This is a genomic window from Streptomyces sp. NBC_01304 (genome assembly GCF_035975855.1).
In the GTDB taxonomy this organism is placed as follows: Bacteria; Actinomycetota; Actinomycetes; order Streptomycetales; family Streptomycetaceae; genus Streptomyces.
Genome location: NZ_CP109055.1, coordinates 7,281,817 through 7,297,774 on the forward strand (window position 1 = coordinate 7,281,817; position 15,958 = coordinate 7,297,774).

At 69.8% G+C, this 15,958-nt stretch carries 13 protein-coding genes; 5 read left to right on the forward strand and 8 right to left on the reverse strand.

Going from position 1 to position 15,958, the window contains the following annotated elements; all coding sequences use genetic code 11:
- The first annotated feature begins 219 nt into the window (after positions 1-219).
- The gene (gene ppdK, locus OG430_RS32235) at positions 220-2,928 is read left to right on the forward strand and encodes a pyruvate, phosphate dikinase (RefSeq protein WP_327356152.1); all 2,709 of its coding nucleotides are present in this window, start codon (positions 220-222) and stop codon (positions 2,926-2,928) included.
- A gap of 166 nt (positions 2,929-3,094) precedes the next feature.
- On the opposite strand, the gene OG430_RS32240 is transcribed toward ppdK, so the two are convergent.
- The 4 genes from OG430_RS32240 to OG430_RS32255 all read right to left on the reverse strand — a co-directional run bounded on the left by OG430_RS32240 (position 3,095) and on the right by OG430_RS32255 (position 6,881).
- Positions 3,095-3,931, reverse strand: a complete 837-nt coding sequence (locus tag OG430_RS32240; RefSeq protein ID WP_327359317.1) for a carbohydrate ABC transporter permease — start codon at positions 3,929-3,931, stop codon at positions 3,095-3,097.
- Between the two features lie 20 nt (positions 3,932-3,951).
- On the reverse strand, positions 3,952-4,887 hold the full coding sequence (locus OG430_RS32245) for a carbohydrate ABC transporter permease (protein WP_327356153.1): 936 nt from the start codon (positions 4,885-4,887) through the stop codon (positions 3,952-3,954).
- Positions 4,884-6,140 carry an ABC transporter substrate-binding protein gene (locus tag OG430_RS32250; RefSeq protein ID WP_327356154.1) on the reverse strand — a complete coding sequence of 419 codons (1,257 nt, stop codon included), beginning with the start codon at positions 6,138-6,140 and terminating at the stop codon, positions 4,884-4,886. Before OG430_RS32250 ends, OG430_RS32245 begins: the two co-directional genes overlap by 4 nt.
- Before the next feature lie 126 nt (positions 6,141-6,266).
- Positions 6,267-6,881 (reverse strand): hypothetical protein, encoded by a 615-nt coding sequence (locus OG430_RS32255; protein ID WP_327356155.1) that lies wholly within the window; start codon positions 6,879-6,881, stop codon positions 6,267-6,269.
- Between the two features lie 77 nt (positions 6,882-6,958).
- On the opposite strand from OG430_RS32255, the gene OG430_RS32260 reads away from it, so the two are divergent.
- The 4 genes from OG430_RS32260 (at position 6,959) to OG430_RS32275 (ending at position 10,977) form a co-directional block, all read left to right on the forward strand.
- Entirely contained in the window at positions 6,959-7,543 is a 585-nt protein-coding gene (locus OG430_RS32260) for a TetR/AcrR family transcriptional regulator (RefSeq protein WP_327356156.1), read from the forward strand.
- Between the two features lie 135 nt (positions 7,544-7,678).
- Positions 7,679-9,046, forward strand: coding sequence for an MFS transporter (locus OG430_RS32265; RefSeq protein WP_327356157.1), 1,368 nt, complete (start codon positions 7,679-7,681; stop codon positions 9,044-9,046).
- Positions 9,047-9,160: 114 nt separating this feature from the next.
- Positions 9,161-9,931, forward strand: a complete 771-nt coding sequence (locus OG430_RS32270) for an SDR family NAD(P)-dependent oxidoreductase (protein WP_327356158.1) — start codon at positions 9,161-9,163, stop codon at positions 9,929-9,931.
- Between the two features lie 116 nt (positions 9,932-10,047).
- Complete coding sequence (locus tag OG430_RS32275; protein ID WP_327356159.1) at positions 10,048-10,977, forward strand: oxidoreductase; 930 nt, start codon at positions 10,048-10,050, stop codon at positions 10,975-10,977.
- Positions 10,978-11,076: 99 nt separating this feature from the next.
- Here the strand turns inward: OG430_RS32275 and OG430_RS32280 are convergent, their stop codons facing one another.
- The 4 genes from OG430_RS32280 to OG430_RS32295 all read right to left on the reverse strand — a co-directional run bounded on the left by OG430_RS32280 (position 11,077) and on the right by OG430_RS32295 (position 15,742).
- On the reverse strand, positions 11,077-11,532 hold the full coding sequence (locus tag OG430_RS32280; protein ID WP_327356160.1) for a group III truncated hemoglobin: 456 nt from the start codon (positions 11,530-11,532) through the stop codon (positions 11,077-11,079).
- A 96-nt stretch (positions 11,533-11,628) separates the two neighbouring features.
- On the reverse strand, positions 11,629-11,985 hold the full coding sequence (gene nirD, locus OG430_RS32285) for a nitrite reductase small subunit NirD (RefSeq protein ID WP_327356161.1): 357 nt from the start codon (positions 11,983-11,985) through the stop codon (positions 11,629-11,631).
- Positions 11,982-14,537, reverse strand: coding sequence for a nitrite reductase large subunit NirB (gene nirB / locus OG430_RS32290; RefSeq protein WP_327356162.1), 2,556 nt, complete (start codon positions 14,535-14,537; stop codon positions 11,982-11,984). The genes nirD and nirB overlap by 4 nt, the downstream gene beginning before the upstream one ends.
- The gene (locus tag OG430_RS32295) at positions 14,534-15,742 is read right to left on the reverse strand and encodes an NAD(P)/FAD-dependent oxidoreductase (protein ID WP_327356163.1); all 1,209 of its coding nucleotides are present in this window, start codon (positions 15,740-15,742) and stop codon (positions 14,534-14,536) included. The genes nirB and OG430_RS32295 overlap by 4 nt, the downstream gene beginning before the upstream one ends.
- Positions 15,743-15,958 lie beyond the last annotated feature (216 nt).

Sequence of the window (15,958 nt, forward strand, 5' to 3'; positions counted from 1 at the left end):
AGTGCTCCTTGTGGCGCTCATGTGAGCACTCAAACCCTCGATTCGGTCAAAGCTCCTTCGGGCCCTAAAAACTTCGCCTACCAAAGAGTCACTTTCGATCTGGGGGCGGACGGGTGGTTACGGCCGCACGACCACTAGGTGGACCTCCACAGAAGCCTTCGATCTGGGTATGTTCCTCGACGTCAGGGCAGCCACCCAGCACTCGAGGAGTCGAGTCCCGTGTCGGAACACAAAGAGCAGAAGTTCGTCTACGACTTCACCGAGGGCAACCGGGACCTCAAAGACCTCCTCGGCGGTAAAGGTGCAAACCTGGCCGAGATGACCAATCTCGGACTGCCGGTGCCTCCAGGCTTCACGATCACCACCGAGGCCTGCAAGGTGTACCTCGCCAGCGGGGACGAGCCCGCGGCACTCCGTGACGAGGTCGGTGCGCACCTCGACGCCCTCGAAAAGACGATGGGGAAGAAGCTCGGCCAGGCCGACGACCCCCTGCTGGTATCCGTACGTTCCGGGGCGAAGTTCTCGATGCCCGGCATGATGGACACCGTCCTCAACATCGGGCTCTCCGACAAGTCCGTGCAGGGACTGGCCAAGCAGTCCAACAACGAGCGCTTCGCGTGGGACTCGTACCGCCGGCTGATCCAGATGTTCGGCAAGACGGTCCTCGGCGTCGACGGTGAGCTCTTCGAGGACGCGCTCGACAAGGCCAAGGAAGCCAAGAAGGTCACGGTCGACACCGACCTCGAGGCGGCCGACCTCAAGAAGCTGGTCACGCGCTTCAAGAAGATCGTCAAGACCGAGGCGGGCCGGGACTTCCCGCAGGATGCGCGCGAGCAGATGGACCTCGCCATCCACGCGGTCTTCGACTCCTGGAACACCGACCGCGCCAAGCTCTACCGCCGCCAGGAGCGCATCCCCGGCGACCTCGGCACCGCGGTCAACATCTGCTCCATGGTCTTCGGCAACCTCGGCCCCGACTCCGGCACCGGTGTCGCCTTCACCCGTGACCCGGCCTCCGGCCACGCGGGCGTGTACGGCGACTACCTGCAGGACGCGCAGGGCGAGGACGTCGTCGCCGGTATCCGCAACACGGTGCCGCTCGCCGATCTGGAGAACATCGACAAGAAGTCGTACGACCAGTTGATGCAGATCATGGAGACCCTTGAGACGCACTACAAGGATCTCTGCGACATCGAATTCACCATCGAGCGCGGCCAGTTGTGGATGCTGCAGACCCGCGTCGGCAAGCGCACCGCCGCGGCCGCCTTCCGGATCGCGACGCAGCTCGTCGACCAGGGCCTGATCGACGAGGCCGAGGCGCTGCAGCGCGTCAACGGCGCCCAGCTCGCCCAGCTGATGTTCCCGCGCTTCGACGAGGACGCCAAGGCCGAGAAGATCGCCCGCGGCATCGCCGCGTCGCCGGGTGCCGCCGTCGGCAAGGCCGTCTTCGACTCGTACACCGCCATCAAGTGGTCGCGTTCCGGCGAGAAGGTCATCCTGATCCGCCGCGAGACCAACCCCGACGACCTCGAAGGCATGATCGCCGCCGAGGGCATCCTGACCTCGCGCGGCGGCAAGACCTCGCACGCCGCCGTCGTCGCCCGCGGCATGGGCAAGACCTGTGTCTGCGGCGCCGAGGAGCTCGAAGTCGACACCAAGCGGCGGCGGTTGACCGTCAACGGCACCGTCATCGAGGAGGGCGACGTCGTCTCCATCGACGGCTCCACCGGCAAGGTGTACGCCGGTGAGGTCCCGGTGGTGCCGTCGCCGGTCGTCGAGTACTTCGAGGGCCGGATGCACGCGGGCGCCGACGACGCCGACGAGCTGGTCGCCGCCGTGCACCGGATCATGGCGTACGCGGACCGCGTACGTCGCCTCCGCGTGCGGGCCAACGCCGACAACGCCGAAGACGCCCTGCGCGCGCGGCGGTTCGGGGCGCAGGGCATCGGCCTGTGCCGCACCGAGCACATGTTCCTCGGTGAGCGGCGCGAGATGGTCGAGCGGCTGATCCTCGCCGACACCGACGAGGAGCGCGAGCAGGCCCTGAACACCCTTCTGCCGCTGCAGAAGAAGGACTTCATCGAGCTGTTCGAGGCGATGGACGGACTGCCTGTCACGGTCCGTCTGCTCGACCCGCCGCTGCATGAGTTCCTGCCCGACATCACGGAGTTGTCGGTCCGTGTCGCGCTCGCCGAGTCCCGCAAGGACGCCAACGAGAACGACCTGCGCCTGCTTCAGGCCGTGCACAAGCTGCACGAGCAGAACCCGATGCTGGGTCTGCGCGGTGTCCGCCTCGGCCTGGTCATCCCCGGCCTGTTCGCCATGCAGGTCCGGGCGATCGCGGAGGCCGCGGCCGAGCGCAAGAACGCCAAGGGCGACCCGCGCGCCGAGATCATGATCCCGCTCGTCGGCACCGTCCAGGAGCTGGAGATCGTCAAGGACGAGGCCGACGCGGTCATCGCCGAGGTCGAGGCCGCGACGGGCACGAACCTGAAGCTGACCATCGGCACGATGATCGAGCTGCCGCGCGCCGCGCTGACGGCCGGTCAGATCGCCGAGGCCGCCCAGTTCTTCAGCTTCGGCACCAATGACCTGACCCAGACCGTGTGGGGCTTCTCGCGCGACGACGTGGAGGCCTCGTTCTTCACCGCGTACCTGGAGAAGGGCATCTTCGGGGTCTCGCCGTTCGAGACCATCGACAAGGACGGCGTCGGTTCGCTCGTACGCAGCGCCGTCGAGGCCGGCCGGGCCACCCGCCCCGACCTCAAGCTGGGCGTCTGCGGTGAGCACGGCGGCGACCCCGAGTCGGTGCACTTCTTCCACGAGGTCGGGCTCGACTACGTCTCCTGCTCGCCGTTCCGGATTCCGGTGGCGCGGCTCGAGGCGGGCCGTGCGGCGGCCGAGTCGAAGGGCAGCGACAGTCGTTGAACCCTCGCCGCTTGCGGCGTAGTTGGCTCCGGAGCCGCGGTCGGGCAATCCTGACCCTCACCGACTCGGCTGCGGCTCCGGTGTGAGAGAGAAAGAAAGGGCACCCTTGTGCGGGGGTGCCCTTTCTTTCTGCGCCCGCGCGGGTGGCTCCCCGCACGATGCCCACTCACTCGCTGATCCCCGACCGCTCCACCCCCGCCACGATCCACCGCTGGAACACCAGGAACACGAGCAGCAGTGGCACGATCGACACCGCCGCCGCGAGGAACAGCTCGTGCAGGCGGACCACTTGGGACGTCATGAAGGTGGACAGGGAGACCTGCACCGTCCATGCCTCGCGGTCCTGGCCGATGACCAGGGGCCACAGGAAGGAGTTCCAGGCGCCGATGAAGACGATCGTGCCGACCGCGGCGAAGACCGGGCGGGCGTTGGGGACGACGATGCGCCAGTACGTACGCCAGTAGCCGAGGCCGTCGACCCGGGCCGCGTCCTCCAACTCCCTTGGGAAGCCCAGGAAGTACTGGCGGAAGATGAAGCAGGCGAACGCCGAGAACAGGGTCGGGACGATCAGGCCGCGCAGGGTGGAGATCCAGCCCAGCGTCGAGACGAGGACGAAGCTCGGTACGAAGGTCACGGCCGCCGGGACCATCAGGGTGCCGAGGATGGCGTAGAAGACCTTGTTCGCGTGGCGGTACGGGATCCGGGCCAGGCCGTATCCCGCCAGTGAGGCCAGGAGCAGGGTGCCGAGGGTCGTCGCGACCGCGATCAGCGCGGAGTTGAGGAGCGAGCGGGCGAAGGGGACGTTCGGGTCGTCGAAGAGCTCCGTGACGTTGGACCAGCGCAGTTCGGAGGGGAAGAACGTCCAGTCGGGGGCCGTGATGTCCTGCTCGGAGGCGAGTCCGTTGCGCAGGAGGAGGTAGAAGGGGACCAGGAAGAGCAGGGCCAGCGCGATCAGGAGGGCGATGCGCAGGGCGCGGCCGACCCGTACCACGGCGTTCTCCAGCTGGCGTGGGGACCGATCCGTCACGCCGCCTCCTTCTTGCCGAGCCCGAACCACTTGGCCTGCCCGATCGTCACCACCGCGATGATCAGCGCGAGGATCACCGCGCCCGCGCTGCCGAGCCCGAGGTTCTGCCCCTGGCCGAGCGCCGTGTAGTAGAGGTAGACGAGGGGCGGGCGGGCGTACGGCGGGTAGCCGCGGGAGTCGGACAGCAGGTTGTAGAACTCGTCGAAGGCCTGGAAGGCGTTGATCACGAGGAGCAGCGTCACCGCTATCGAGGTGGCTCTGAGCTGCGGGAACGTGATGTGACGGAAGACCTGCCAGCCGGGCCTGGCCCCGTCCACCGCCGCGGCCTCGTACAGCTGCGGGGAGATCCGCTGCAGGCCGGCAAGGAAAAGGATCATGTAGAAGCCCGCCTGCAGCCAGAGCCGGGCGGTCACGATCACCAGCCAGTACCAGGGCGGGTCGGTGGTGGACAGCCAGGCGACCGGGTCCGTGTCGAACCAGCCGAGCAGCGTGTTGGCCAGGCCGAAGCGCACCCCGTTGAAGATCGAGAGCTTCCAGACCAGGGCCGCGACCACGTAACTGCACGCCGCCGGAAGGAAGAAGACCGAGCGGAAGAACGCCTGGGCGCGGCGCAGCCGGTTCACCATCAGGGCCAGGGCGAGGGAGAGCGCGAAGGTCGCCGGGACGATGAAGAGCGAGAAGACGAGGAAGGTGAGCAGGCTGTCGGTGAAGGAGTCGTCGCGCAGCATCGACGTGTAGTTGTCGAGCCCCACGAAGTCCTCGGAGACGTCCGGGGTGACCGTGTTGTGCGCGTCGAAGAAGCTCAGGTAGACGCTCCAGAGGAGCGGGACGTACGTGAAGATGCCGAGGCCCAGCGCGAACGGGCCGACGAAGACCCAGAACCAGAGGGTGCGGTTCTGGGTCCCCAGACGGGACTTGAGCCCGGATTTCACTTCTTGACCCGGTCCAGCTCGGCCGCCACCTTCCGTACGACCGCCTTCAGTTCGCTCTCCGGGTTGGCGCCGTCCTTGATGATGCGGTTGAGCGCGTCCGAGTAGTCCGTCTGGCACTTCGGGGTCCACAGGAGCGGCTGCGCGGCGAACCCGCTCTCCGTCGCGAAGCGCACCGCGTCGGCCGCCGCGCCCTCCTTGAGCTTGCCCGCCTTCTTGGCGAGGGAGATCCGGGCCGGGATGTGGAAGCCGTAGGAGAGCGCGAAGTCCTCCTGGTACTCGGCCTTTTCGACCCACAGCCACTTCGCGTACGCCTTCGCCGCGTCCTTGTCCTTGGCGCGGGCGCTGACCGCCGCACCGTACGCACCCACCGGGACGGATGCCTTCCCGGCGCCGTCCTTGGGGAAGGGCAGCACGCCGAAGTCGTCGCCCAGTTCCTTCTTCACCTGGGGCAGCGCCCACAGCCCCGACCACTGCAGCGCGGTCAGGCCCTGGATGAAGGCCGACGGGTCGGACCAGTCGGTGGGCGCGCCGAGCAGCAGCGACTTGTCGGCGTACAGCTGGCGGATCTTGGCGAGGGTACGGGCGGCCGCCGGGTCGTCGAAGCCGACCTTGCCGTCCTCCGTGACAAGCTCAAGTCCGGTCGCGTACAGGGGAGTTCCACCGAGTACGCCGGCGCCCGCGTCGTTGCCGAGGAAGAGGCCCTTGACTTTCTTTGAGGTGAGCGCTTTCGCCGCGTCCACCAGTTCGTCCAGCGTCTGCGGCGGCTCGACGCCCGCGTCGTCGAGGAGGCTCTTGCGGTAGTAGAGCAGCTGCATGTCGATGACCTGCGGGATGCCGTAGATCCGGCCCTCGTACGTCTTCGGGGCGAGCACCGCCGGGTTGAAGTCGTCCTTGACGTCCTCGATCAGCTCGGTGAGGTCGACGACCTGCTCGGCCTTGATCTGGTCCAGGCTCGGGCCCGGCGACTCGAACACGTCCGGGCCGGACTTGGTGAGCAGGGCGGACGCGAGCTGCTGGTCGTAGTTGCCGGGCCGCCACTGGATCTTGACGTCGGCCTTGTCGTACGCGTCCGCGTACCGCTTCACGGCCTGCTCGGTGCCGGCCTCTCCGTACTGGTGGTACCACTGCTCGATGACCGGCTTGCCGCCCGAACTCCCCTCGTCACGGCCGGTGTTGGAGCCGCAGGCGGAGAGCAGGCCGGCGGTGGCGCCCGCCGCGGTGGTGGCGATGAGGTGTCGTCGGCTGATGGTCATGCTGCTGCGCCCCCAGGGTCGTCCGGACCGAACCGAGATTTCGCTCGGCCCAACGATCAACCATGCAGGGCGATTACGACAGAGTTATTGCGCCAATGTGGCGACGCCCGGCCTCCGTCGAAAGTCTCAGCCTTCGAGGAGCGCCTTGAGGTCGGTCAGGCGGTCCCGCCAGAACTCCTTGTACGTCGCCACCGCCTGGGCGTCGGGCAGCTTCAGGTGGCCGAGCCCGATGCGGACCTTGTCGGGGGCGAGGACGGTCAGGCGTACGTCGATGCGGCTCACCCCGCCGAAGGCGTCGTCGAATTCCGCGGTGAGGGATGCGGCCGGCCGGTGGGTGCGGACGGTGAGGGTGCTGTCGGGCAGCCAGCGGCGGCGTACGGACTCGTCTGCGAACGCTTCGATGACCCGCTCGGGCGAGGCATCGACGGTCTTGCTCACCCCTAGCTTCCACTCGCCGTCGCGGGACTGGCCGACCTCGCGCAGGCCGCGCTCCTGCTCGTAGCCGACGGTGATCGACTGGGCGTGCCAGCCGTTCACGCCGTGCTGCTCGCACAGGTGGTGGGCGATCTCGGTGTGGGTCCTGCTGGTGGCGTCCCACTTGTCGAGCACCGTGAACCAGCCGAGCCAGTCCTTGCCGGTTGCCTCCGTCAGGGCGGCGGCTGTGAGCTTTTCGGTGATCTTCTTGCCGGTCTTGCCGGTCTTGCCGGTCTTGCCGGTGCTGCCAGTGCTGCCTGTGCTCATGTCTTCGACGGTAGCGGGGGTGGGGTCTTGCGGATTTTTCTTGACCGGTCGTTCTGGATAGGGCTAGTGTTCTCGATGTGGCCAGGACCAAGGAATTCGATCCGGATGCCGCGCTCCAGGCCGCTCTCGAGCTGTTCTGGGAGCGTGGCTACGAGGCGACCTCGATGGCGGATCTCGTGGAGCATCTCGGGATCGGGCGGGCCAGCCTCTATGCGACCTTCGGGAACAAGCACGAGCTGTACCTGAAGGCCATGGACCGGTATGCGCAGAGCCGTGATCCGGTGCTGCTTGCCGAGCTGTCGCAGCCCGGGCCGGTGCTGCCCGCCGTGCGGGAGCTGGTGCTTCGGTTCGCGGCGGAGGCCGCGGACGACTCCGTGCGGTTGCGGGGGTGTCTTGTCACCAATACCGCTGCGGAGCTGGGGCCGCATGATGCTGCTGCGGCTCGGCGGGTGGAGGTGAGTTGGGGGCATGTGGAGACTCCTCTCCACTCTGCGCTTGTGCGTGCGCAGGCTCAGGGGGAACTTGCTTCGGATCGGGATCCGCTTGCTTTGGCTCGGATGTTGTTGGTGTTGATGCAGGGGATTCGGGTCGTGGGGAAGGCTTCGAGCGATCCTGCTCGGGTTCGGGATGCGGCTGAGCAGGCGTTGGGGTTGCTGGATTGATTTTCGCCCCGCCCCGCCCCTTCCCGTAAGGCTGCCGCCGGCTTCCGAAGATTGTCCTCAAACGCCGGACGGGCTGATTATGCGCGCCTTTACATGCCTTGATAATGGAACGATCGGTTCAGAAAGAGGGGGATTGTGAGTGGCGTCCAGGTCCAGGGGGCCGCGGTCGAGGTCGTGCGGCGCAAGGCCGGGCCGGCCTTTGTGCTGCTTGGGGTCGTGCAGGTCACGCTGATATTCACGCTTGCCGCCATCGCCGTGCCGCTGCCGCACATCGGGCGGGAATTCGGGCTCGTGCGGGCCGAGCTGGTGTTGCTCAGTGCTGCCTATGGGCTGACCTTCGCGGGGCTGTTGCTGTTCGGGGGGCGGCTTGCCGATCGGTTCGGGGGGCGGCGGGTGCTGACGGTGGGGCTCGTCGGGTTTGCGGCCGCCTCCGTGCTCGTGCCGCTGGCGCCGTCGTATCCGGCGCTGCTCGGGGCGCGCTTCGCGCAGGGTGCGGGGGCCGCCCTCGTGGCGCCCGCCGCCATGGCCGTGCTGCGGTCCGTCTTCCCCGAGCCGGCCGCGTACGGCAGGGCGATGGCGACCTGGGGCGGGCTCTCCATGCTCGGGGCGACCGCGGGGAATCTGCTCGCCGGGGTCATCTCCGCGGTGACGTCCTGGCGCCTGGCCTTCGCCGTGCCGCTCGTGGTGGCCGTCGGGGCGCTGCTACTCGCGCCCCGGCTGCTGCCCGACGCACCCCCTGCCGAGCAGAAGCCGGGCCTCGATCCGGCGGGGGCCGGGCTCGCCACCGGTGGCGTCGTCCTCGCGAGCTACGGGCTCGTGCTCTCGGATGCGTACGGCTGGACTGCGTACGAGGTGCTCCTGCCCCTGCTCGCCGGCATCGGCCTGCTCCTCGGGTTTCTGGCCGTCGAGCGGCGGGTCGTCGCGCCGCTGCTGCCGCCGCGCTTCCTGCTGAACCGCAGGCGGGGCCTCGGGCTCGTCGCGATCGCGCTGACCGCGGCGGGTACCTCGACGACCTTTGTGCTCTTCTCGCTGCATCTGCAGGAGGGCAGGGGCTGGTCGCCGCTGGAGACCTCCGCCGCCTTCGTGCCCTTTGCCGCCGCGCTGATCCTCTCGGGACGCCTGGCCGGACCGCTCATCGGGCGGTACGGGGCGGGGCGGGTCGCCGGTGGCGGGCTGCTCGTCGGGGCGGCCGGGCTCGGGCTGCTCGCGCTCGCCGGGTTCACTCCGTCACTGCCGTACGTCACCGGGCTGCTGCCCGGCCTGCTCCTGCTGCCCGCCGGGGCCGCCGCCTCCTTCGCGGGGGCCGCCGTGCTCGCCACGGACGGGGTGCCGCCCGGGGAGGCGGGCCTGGCCGGGGGCGTGCTCAACACGGCCATGGAGCTCGGGGCGACCGTCGTGTTCGCCCTCGTGCTCGCCGTGGGCGGGGACGGGCCCTCGCTGGCCGCCGCGGCCGCCGGGTTCGCGCTGCTTGCTCTTCTGAACTACCGCTCAGTGCATTGCTGATGCGTGGGCACCATGCCCCAATCTCCACCGCAACCATCAATTGAGAAACCACGACGGCGAGAACCCGGTCCGCGAGAGCGGCGGCGGTTTAGCCGCAAAGAGGAGAGGCTCATCATGTCCCGCACCGCTCGCTTCACCGCCAAGACCGCCCTCGTCACCGGCGCCGGCTCCGGGCTCGGGCGTGCCATCGCGCTCGCCCTTGCCGCCGAAGGGGCCAACGTCGTCGTCGCAGGGCGCGGTGAAGGTCCGTTGAAGGAGACCGTCGCGCTCATCGAGGAGCAGGGCGGCACCGGGTACGCCCACGCCGCCGATGTCAGCCGCTCCGAAGACGTGAAGGCGCTCGTCCGAGCCGCCGTCGAGCGGTTCGGGTCGCTCGACGTCGCCGTCAACAACGCCGGGGTCTTCCGTGGCGCCGGGCCCATCGCCGACGTCGCCGAGGACGACTGGCAGACGCTGCTCGACATCAACGTCACCGGCGTCCTGCTGTCCCTGCAGGCCGAAGTCGCCCAGATGCGCGGGCAGGAGGGCGGCGGCGCGATCGTCAACATCTCCTCCAACCTGGGCCCGCACACCCGCATCCCGGGCACCACCGCCTACGGCGTCTCCAAGGCCGCCGTCTCCGCGCTCACCCGGGGCGCCGCCCTCGACCACATCGGCGACGGCGTGCGCATCAACGCCGTGAGCCCCGGCGCCTCCGCCACCACCATGTCGCTGCTGCCCGGCGAGAGCGAAGCGGAGCGTGCGGTGCGGATGAAGGAGCAGTCGCCGCTCGGCCGGGTCTCGTCGGCCGAGGAAGTGGCGGCCGCGGTGCTGTACCTGGCCTCCGAGGACGCCGCTTCCGTGGTCGGCACCGACCTGGTGATCGACGGTGGCGCGGCCGCGTAAAGGCCTTGTGTGCGCCCTGTTGCGGGGCTCTTGGACCGGTGCCGTGGGCGCTTTCCGGCCGTACGCTGACGTACTAACGCTGGAGTAACAACCACGTCTTCCGGAAGGACCCCGCCATGACGGGCTGGAACGCGAGCGACATCCCCGACCAGAGCGGCCGCACCGCGGTGGTCACCGGCGCCAACAGCGGCATCGGCCTTGTCACGGCACGCGAACTGGCCCGTCGGGGCGCCCGGGTGATCCTCGCCTGCCGCAGCGAGGCCCGCGGCAAGGAAGCGGAGTCGCGGATCCTCGGTGAAGTCCCGGACGCGCAGGTCGAGTTCAGGGTGCTCGACCTCGGCGACCTGACGGCCGTACGGGACTTCGCGGCCGGGTACGCGCACGAGGGCCTCGACCTGCTGATCAACAACGCGGGCGTCATGGCGCTGCCCTACGCCAGGACGGCGGACGGCTTCGAGACGCAGTTCGGGGTCAACCACCTCGGGCACTTCGCGCTCACCGGGCTGCTGCTGCCCAAGCTGCTCGCGACGGCGGGGGCGCGGGTGGTGAGTGTGTCGAGCGGATTCCACGCGCTGTCGAACATCGACATCGGCGACCTCAACAGCGAGCGGAAATACCGGCGTTGGATCGCCTACGGCCGCTCCAAGACCGCGAACCTGCTGTTCATCCACGAACTGGCGCGCCGGCTCGGGACGGTGGGCTCCGATGTCGTGGCGGCCGCCGCGCACCCCGGTTATGCGAGCACCAATCTGCAGACGGCGGGCGCCAAGATCGAGGGCAGCAGGCTGAAGGAGCGCGCCGCCGAGCTCGGCAACAGGATCTTCGCCCAGTCCGCCGAGGCGGGCGCCCTGCCCACGCTGTACGCCGCCACCGCGCCCGGGGTGCGTCCCGACTCCTTCACGGGGCCGAAGCTCCAGGGCTGGCGAGGGGCGCCGACGAAGTCGTGGCGGGCCGCGTGGACGTTGAACGATGTGGCGGGGGAGCGGCTTTGGGTGGCTTCGGAGCAGCTCACGGGGGTGACGTACGAGGGCCTGAAGGTCTCGTAGAGCTGAGGGGAGCGCCCCGAAGGGGCGCGGGGAACTGCGCGCCCGGCCACGACGCACCCGCGGGTACGCACTTACCCGCACTCGCCTCCCCGCGGAGCGCTACGCGGCTCGCAGCTCCACCGCAGCCAGCGGGACGAACCCGGGGCCGTCACCGGAGGTGTCCGCCTCGCCGCCGTTGAGGCGCTTGAGCATGGCGATCGACATGCGCTCGCCGGTGGCCTTCGCGCGGTCCGCGTTCGGGCCCCGGTGCAGGCCGTCGACGGTGGCCTGCCACAGCTGGTTCCAGCGGCCGAAGTGTTCGGCGGTCAGGGGGACCGCGGAGTGCAGGGCCGCGTGCGGGGTGAAGGCGTTGCGGCGGTACTCCGCGGAGCGGAACAGCGCGCTCTCCCAGAAGTCCGTGATGCGGGGCATGTGGACCTCCAGGTCGGTGCCCGCGATCTCGGTGAAGAACGGGCCGATCCGGGAGTCCTTGAAGGCCGTCGTGTAGAAGCGGCGCAGGAGCGTGTCGAGGTCGGCGCGGGTTTCGATGTCGCGGGGGGCGCGCGAGGATTCCATGACTCCACGGTGCGCCCGGGCGGGCGGGCCTTTTAGGGGCGAAGGTCACCGGGCCCCGGGACACAAGGCCCGGCCAGCCCAGGGCCCGGCCCGCGCTCAGCCGATTCGTACCTCGTACGCCTCCACCGTGACCTCCTCGTCGTCCAGGCACCGCCCCGTCTCCAGGTCGAAGCGCTGCTTGAGCAGGGGGGATGCCACGAACGCCCGGCCCTCGGCCGAGCCGAGCAGGCCTCGGGAGAGGACTGCGGCGCCCGTGAAGGGGTCGCGGTTGCCGATCGCGTACGTGCGGCCCGCGCGGTCCCGGAACAGGGCCGCCTGGCGGCCGTCGGGCAGCAGGACCGCGATCCCGCGGCCGGGCGTGAGCAGCGTCGCGTCGCAGGCCTCGAACCAGTCGTCGGACAGGCGGAGTTGGAGCTTCAGCGAGGTGGAGGTTGATTCCGGGGCGATCGTCATCGGGCGGAGCTTCCTTCCAGGGGGCGCGGAGCGTCGAGGGTGAGGAGGGGCAGGTCCGGCTTGATCTGGTCGCGCTCCGGGACGAACTGGACGGTCGGGTCCGGTACGTCGGGTGCGTTGACGAACGACACGAAGCGGGCCAGGCGCTCCGGGTCGTTGATCGTCTCGGCCCACTCGTCGCGGTAGTGCGCGACGTGCGCGGCCATCAGCGCCTCCAGCTCGGCGCAGATCCCGAGCGAGTCGTGCACGACGACGTCCCGTACGTGCTCCAGGCCGCCCTCGATCCGGTCCAGCCAGGGTGCGGTGCGCTCCAGGCGGTCGGCCGTACGGATGTAGAACATCAGGAAGCGGTCGATGAGACGGATCAGCTCGGCGTCGGAGAGGTCCTTCGCGAGCAGGTCGGCGTGGCGCGGGTTGGCGCCGCCGTTGCCGCCGACGTACAGGTTCCAGCCGTTGGCCGTGGCGATCACCCCGAAGTCCTTGGACTGGGCCTCCGCGCACTCGCGCTGGCAGCCCGAGACCGCCGACTTCAGCTTGTGCGGGGCCCGAAGTCCCCGGTAGCGCAGTTCCAGGTCGATCGCCATGCGCACCGAGTCCTGCACCCCGTACCGGCACCAGGTCTGCCCGACGCACGACTTCACGGTGCGCAGTGCCTTGCCGTACGCGTGCCCCGACTCGAAGCCCGCGTCCACCAACCTTGTCCAGATCAGCGGCAGTTGCTCGACCCGGGCGCCGAAGAGGTCGATGCGCTGGCCGCCGGTGATCTTCGTGTAGAGGTTGAAGTCCCGGGCCACCTCGCCGATGACGATCAGCTTCTCCGGGGTGATCTCGCCGCCCGGGATGCGCGGCACGATCGAGTACGAGCCGTTCTTCTGGATGTTCGCCAGGAAGTGGTCGTTGGTGTCCTGCAGGGCGGCCTGCTCGCCGTCGAGGATGTGGCCGTGGCCCGGGATGCTCGCCAGGATCGACGCCACGGTCGGCTTGCAGACCTCGCAGCCGTCCCCGCCGCGCGCGCCCTCGCGGCCGTGTTTGTCGAGGAGTTCGGCGTGTGTCGTCAGGCGCAGCGTACGGACGATCTCGTACAGCTCACTGCGCGTGAACGGGAAGCAGCCGCACAGCCCCTTGTCGCCGGACTGCGGAAGCAGCTGCCCGATCACCTTCACACAACTGCCGCAGCCCGTACCGGCCTTGGTGCACTTCTTGACCTCGGGCAGGGTGGCGCAGGCGGCGATCGCCTTCTTCGTGACGTTGTGGCAGGAGCAGATCACCGCGTCGTCCGGCAGGGAGGACGGGCCCAGCTGGACGGGTGCGCCCGCGCCGGCCGGCAGGACCAGCTGCTCGGGGGAGATGGGCGGGACGCTGCCGGTGAGCGGACGCAGCATGCCGTACGCGTCCGCGTCGCCGACCAGGATGCCGCCGAGCAGGACGCCGTCCGGGGCGACCACGAGCTTCTTGTACGTTCCCGAGCGCGAGTCGGAGTAGACGACGTCGAGGCAGCCCTCCGCCGTGCCGTGCGCGTCGCCGAACGAGGCGACGTCCACGCCGAGCAGCTTCAGCTTGGTCGACAAGTCGGCGCCGGTGAAGGCGTGTTGGTCGTCGTCGATCGTGGCCGCCGCGGTCAGCGCCATCTCGTAGCCCGGCGCGACCAGGCCGTACACCCGGCCGTCCGCGGCCTGCGCGCACTCGCCGATCGCGTACACGTCGGGGTCGCTGGTACGGCACTGCTCGTCCACGGTGATGCCGCCGCGCTCACCCACCAGGAGCCCGCAGTCACGCGCGAGCGCGTCCCGGGGACGTACGCCCGCGGAGAAGACGACGAGGTCGGTGGCGATGTCCGAACCGTCGGACAGCCTCATGCCGGTGACGGTGTCGGTGCCATCGGAGTCGCTGGTGAGGATCTCCTGCGTGCCGGTGCCCGTGTGCACGGTCAGGCCCATGTCGGTGATGGTGCGAAGCAGGGCCGCGCCGCCGCCCTCGTCGACCTGGACCGGCATCAGGCGGGGCGCGAACTCCACGATGTGCGTGTCGAGTCCGAGCCCCTGCAGCGCGCCCGCCGCCTCCAGGCCGAGCAGACCGCCGCCCACCACGGCGCCGGTCCGCGCGCCCGCCGCGTACGCCTCGATCGCCAGAAGATCCTCGATCGTCCGGTAGACGAAGCAGCCCTCGGCGTCCTTGCCGGGCACCGGCGGCACGAAGGGGTACGAGCCGGTGGCGAGCACGAGCGTGTCGTACGTGACGGTCAGGCCCGAGCGCGCGGTGACGGTCTTCGTCGCCCGGTCGATGTGCTCGGCGGGGTCGCCCAGGTGCAGCTCGATGCCGTGCTTCGCCATGAAGTCCGGCTCTGTCATGGAGAGTTCGTCCGGGGTGCGGCCCTCGAAGTACGAGGTGAGGCGGACCCGGTCGTAGGCGGCGCGCGGCTCCTCGCAGAGGACGACCACGCGGCTGCGCCCGGTGATGCCACGCTCGGCCAGGGCCTCGAGGAAGCGCTGGCCGACCATGCCGTGGCCGATGAGCAGGATCGTCGGCGGGGTCGTGTTGCTTACGGGGGTCATGCGGGGCCTCCGTCGTTGGTGAGCAGGTGGAGCAGGGGGGCCTGCGGGAGTTCTTCGTCGGCCTCCCAGGCGCGGGCGAGCGCGCCGACAGTGGCGAGCTCGCCGAGCAGCACCCCGCCGACCAGGCGGTCCTCGCGGACGACGACCTTCCGGTAGGTGCCGCGGGTGGCATCGGCCAGGCGGACCACGTCGTCGCCGGGCAGTGGGTCAGGGTCGCCGAAGGTGGCGAGGTCGAGCGGGCCCGTGCCGTTCAGGGTGAGGCGGGTGAGGGTGCGGGTGCCGGTGTACCTCTGCTTGCTCTCCGGCTGGGTGAGCAACTCGGCGAGGGTGGCGGCCTGTTCGAGGGCCGGTGTCGCGAGGCCGTAGGTGCGGCCCGCGTGTTCCGCGCAGTCGCCGATGGCGTGGACGTACGGGTCCGAGGTGCGCAGCTCGTCGTCGACGACGATGCCGCGCCGGACGTCGAGGCCCGCCTCCTGGGCGAGGGTGATGCGGGGGCGTACCCCGCAGGCGATGACGACGACGTCGGCGCCTAGGGAGTAGCCGTCGGCCAGCTCCACGCGGCGGACCCTGTCGTCAGTGGTGCCGAGGCCGCGGACGCGGCACTCCGTGTGCACCTCGACGCCGAGCGCGGTGAGGTGGCGGCGTACCAACGCACTTGCCGTGGGGTCGAGTTGGCGCTCCATGAGGCGTTCGCCCTGCTGGGCGAGGACGACCTGGGCGCCGCGCTGGGCGAGGGCGCGGGCGGCGGAGACGCCGAGGAGGCCGCCTCCGATGACCACGGCGCGGGTGTCCTTGGCGACGGCCTCGTTGAGGGCGAGGCAGTCGTCCATCGTGCGGAACGCGTGGACGCCGTCGGGGAGGCCGGCCCGTGGGGACATGCCGCGCAGCGGGGGCAGGACCGGGTTGGAGCCCGTGGCCAGGACCAGGCGGTCGTACGTGAGCGTGGCGCCGTCCGCCGTGTGCACCTGCTTGGCCGCCCGGTCGATGCGGGTCGCGCGGGTGTGGTGGATCCGGCCGGGGGAGGGGAGTGCGATCACTTCGGGGGCGTAGCGGCCTGCGAGGACCTCTGCGAGGAGGACGCGGTTGTACGGGGCGTGGGGTTCCTCGCCGATCAGGGTGACTTCGGCGTGCTCGCTTGCCGCGAGGGCTCGGGCCAGGGCGGTGCCTGCCGTGCCGGTGCCTATCACCACGATTTGTTGGGCCATGGTGTCGAGAGTGCGGTGGGGGTGTTTCCCGAGGGGTTCCCTTGGGTTTCCCGCGGGGAACGGTGGGCTCATCGTGGGCGGGGGTGGGGTGTGAGGGGCTTCTTTTTCCCCACCCCGCCCCTTCCCGAAAGTCCTGCGGACAGCGTCGGGGGCTTCGCCCCCGGACCCCCGAATCGGCCTTCGGCCTCTGTCCTCAAACGCCGGACGGGCTGCATC

What these genes read in the sequence shown, in the direction of transcription:
- OG430_RS32250 (WP_327356154.1), bottom strand. Translation starts at nt 6,140, where the DNA reads ATGACCATCAGCCGACGACACCTCATCGCCACCACCGCGGCGGGCGCC.
- OG430_RS32255 (WP_327356155.1), bottom strand. Translation starts at nt 6,881, where the DNA reads ATGAGCACAGGCAGCACTGGCAGCACCGGCAAGACCGGCAAGACCGGC.
- OG430_RS32270 (WP_327356158.1), top strand. Translation starts at nt 9,161, where the DNA reads ATGTCCCGCACCGCTCGCTTCACCGCCAAGACCGCCCTCGTCACCGGC.
- OG430_RS32275 (WP_327356159.1), top strand. Translation starts at nt 10,048, where the DNA reads ATGACGGGCTGGAACGCGAGCGACATCCCCGACCAGAGCGGCCGCACC.
- OG430_RS32280 (WP_327356160.1), bottom strand. Translation starts at nt 11,532, where the DNA reads ATGGAATCCTCGCGCGCCCCCCGCGACATCGAAACCCGCGCCGACCTC.
- nirD (WP_327356161.1), bottom strand. Translation starts at nt 11,985, where the DNA reads ATGACGATCGCCCCGGAATCAACCTCCACCTCGCTGAAGCTCCAACTC.
- nirB (WP_327356162.1), bottom strand. Translation starts at nt 14,537, where the DNA reads ATGACCCCCGTAAGCAACACGACCCCGCCGACGATCCTGCTCATCGGC.
- OG430_RS32295 (WP_327356163.1), bottom strand. Translation starts at nt 15,742, where the DNA reads ATGGCCCAACAAATCGTGGTGATAGGCACCGGCACGGCAGGCACCGCC.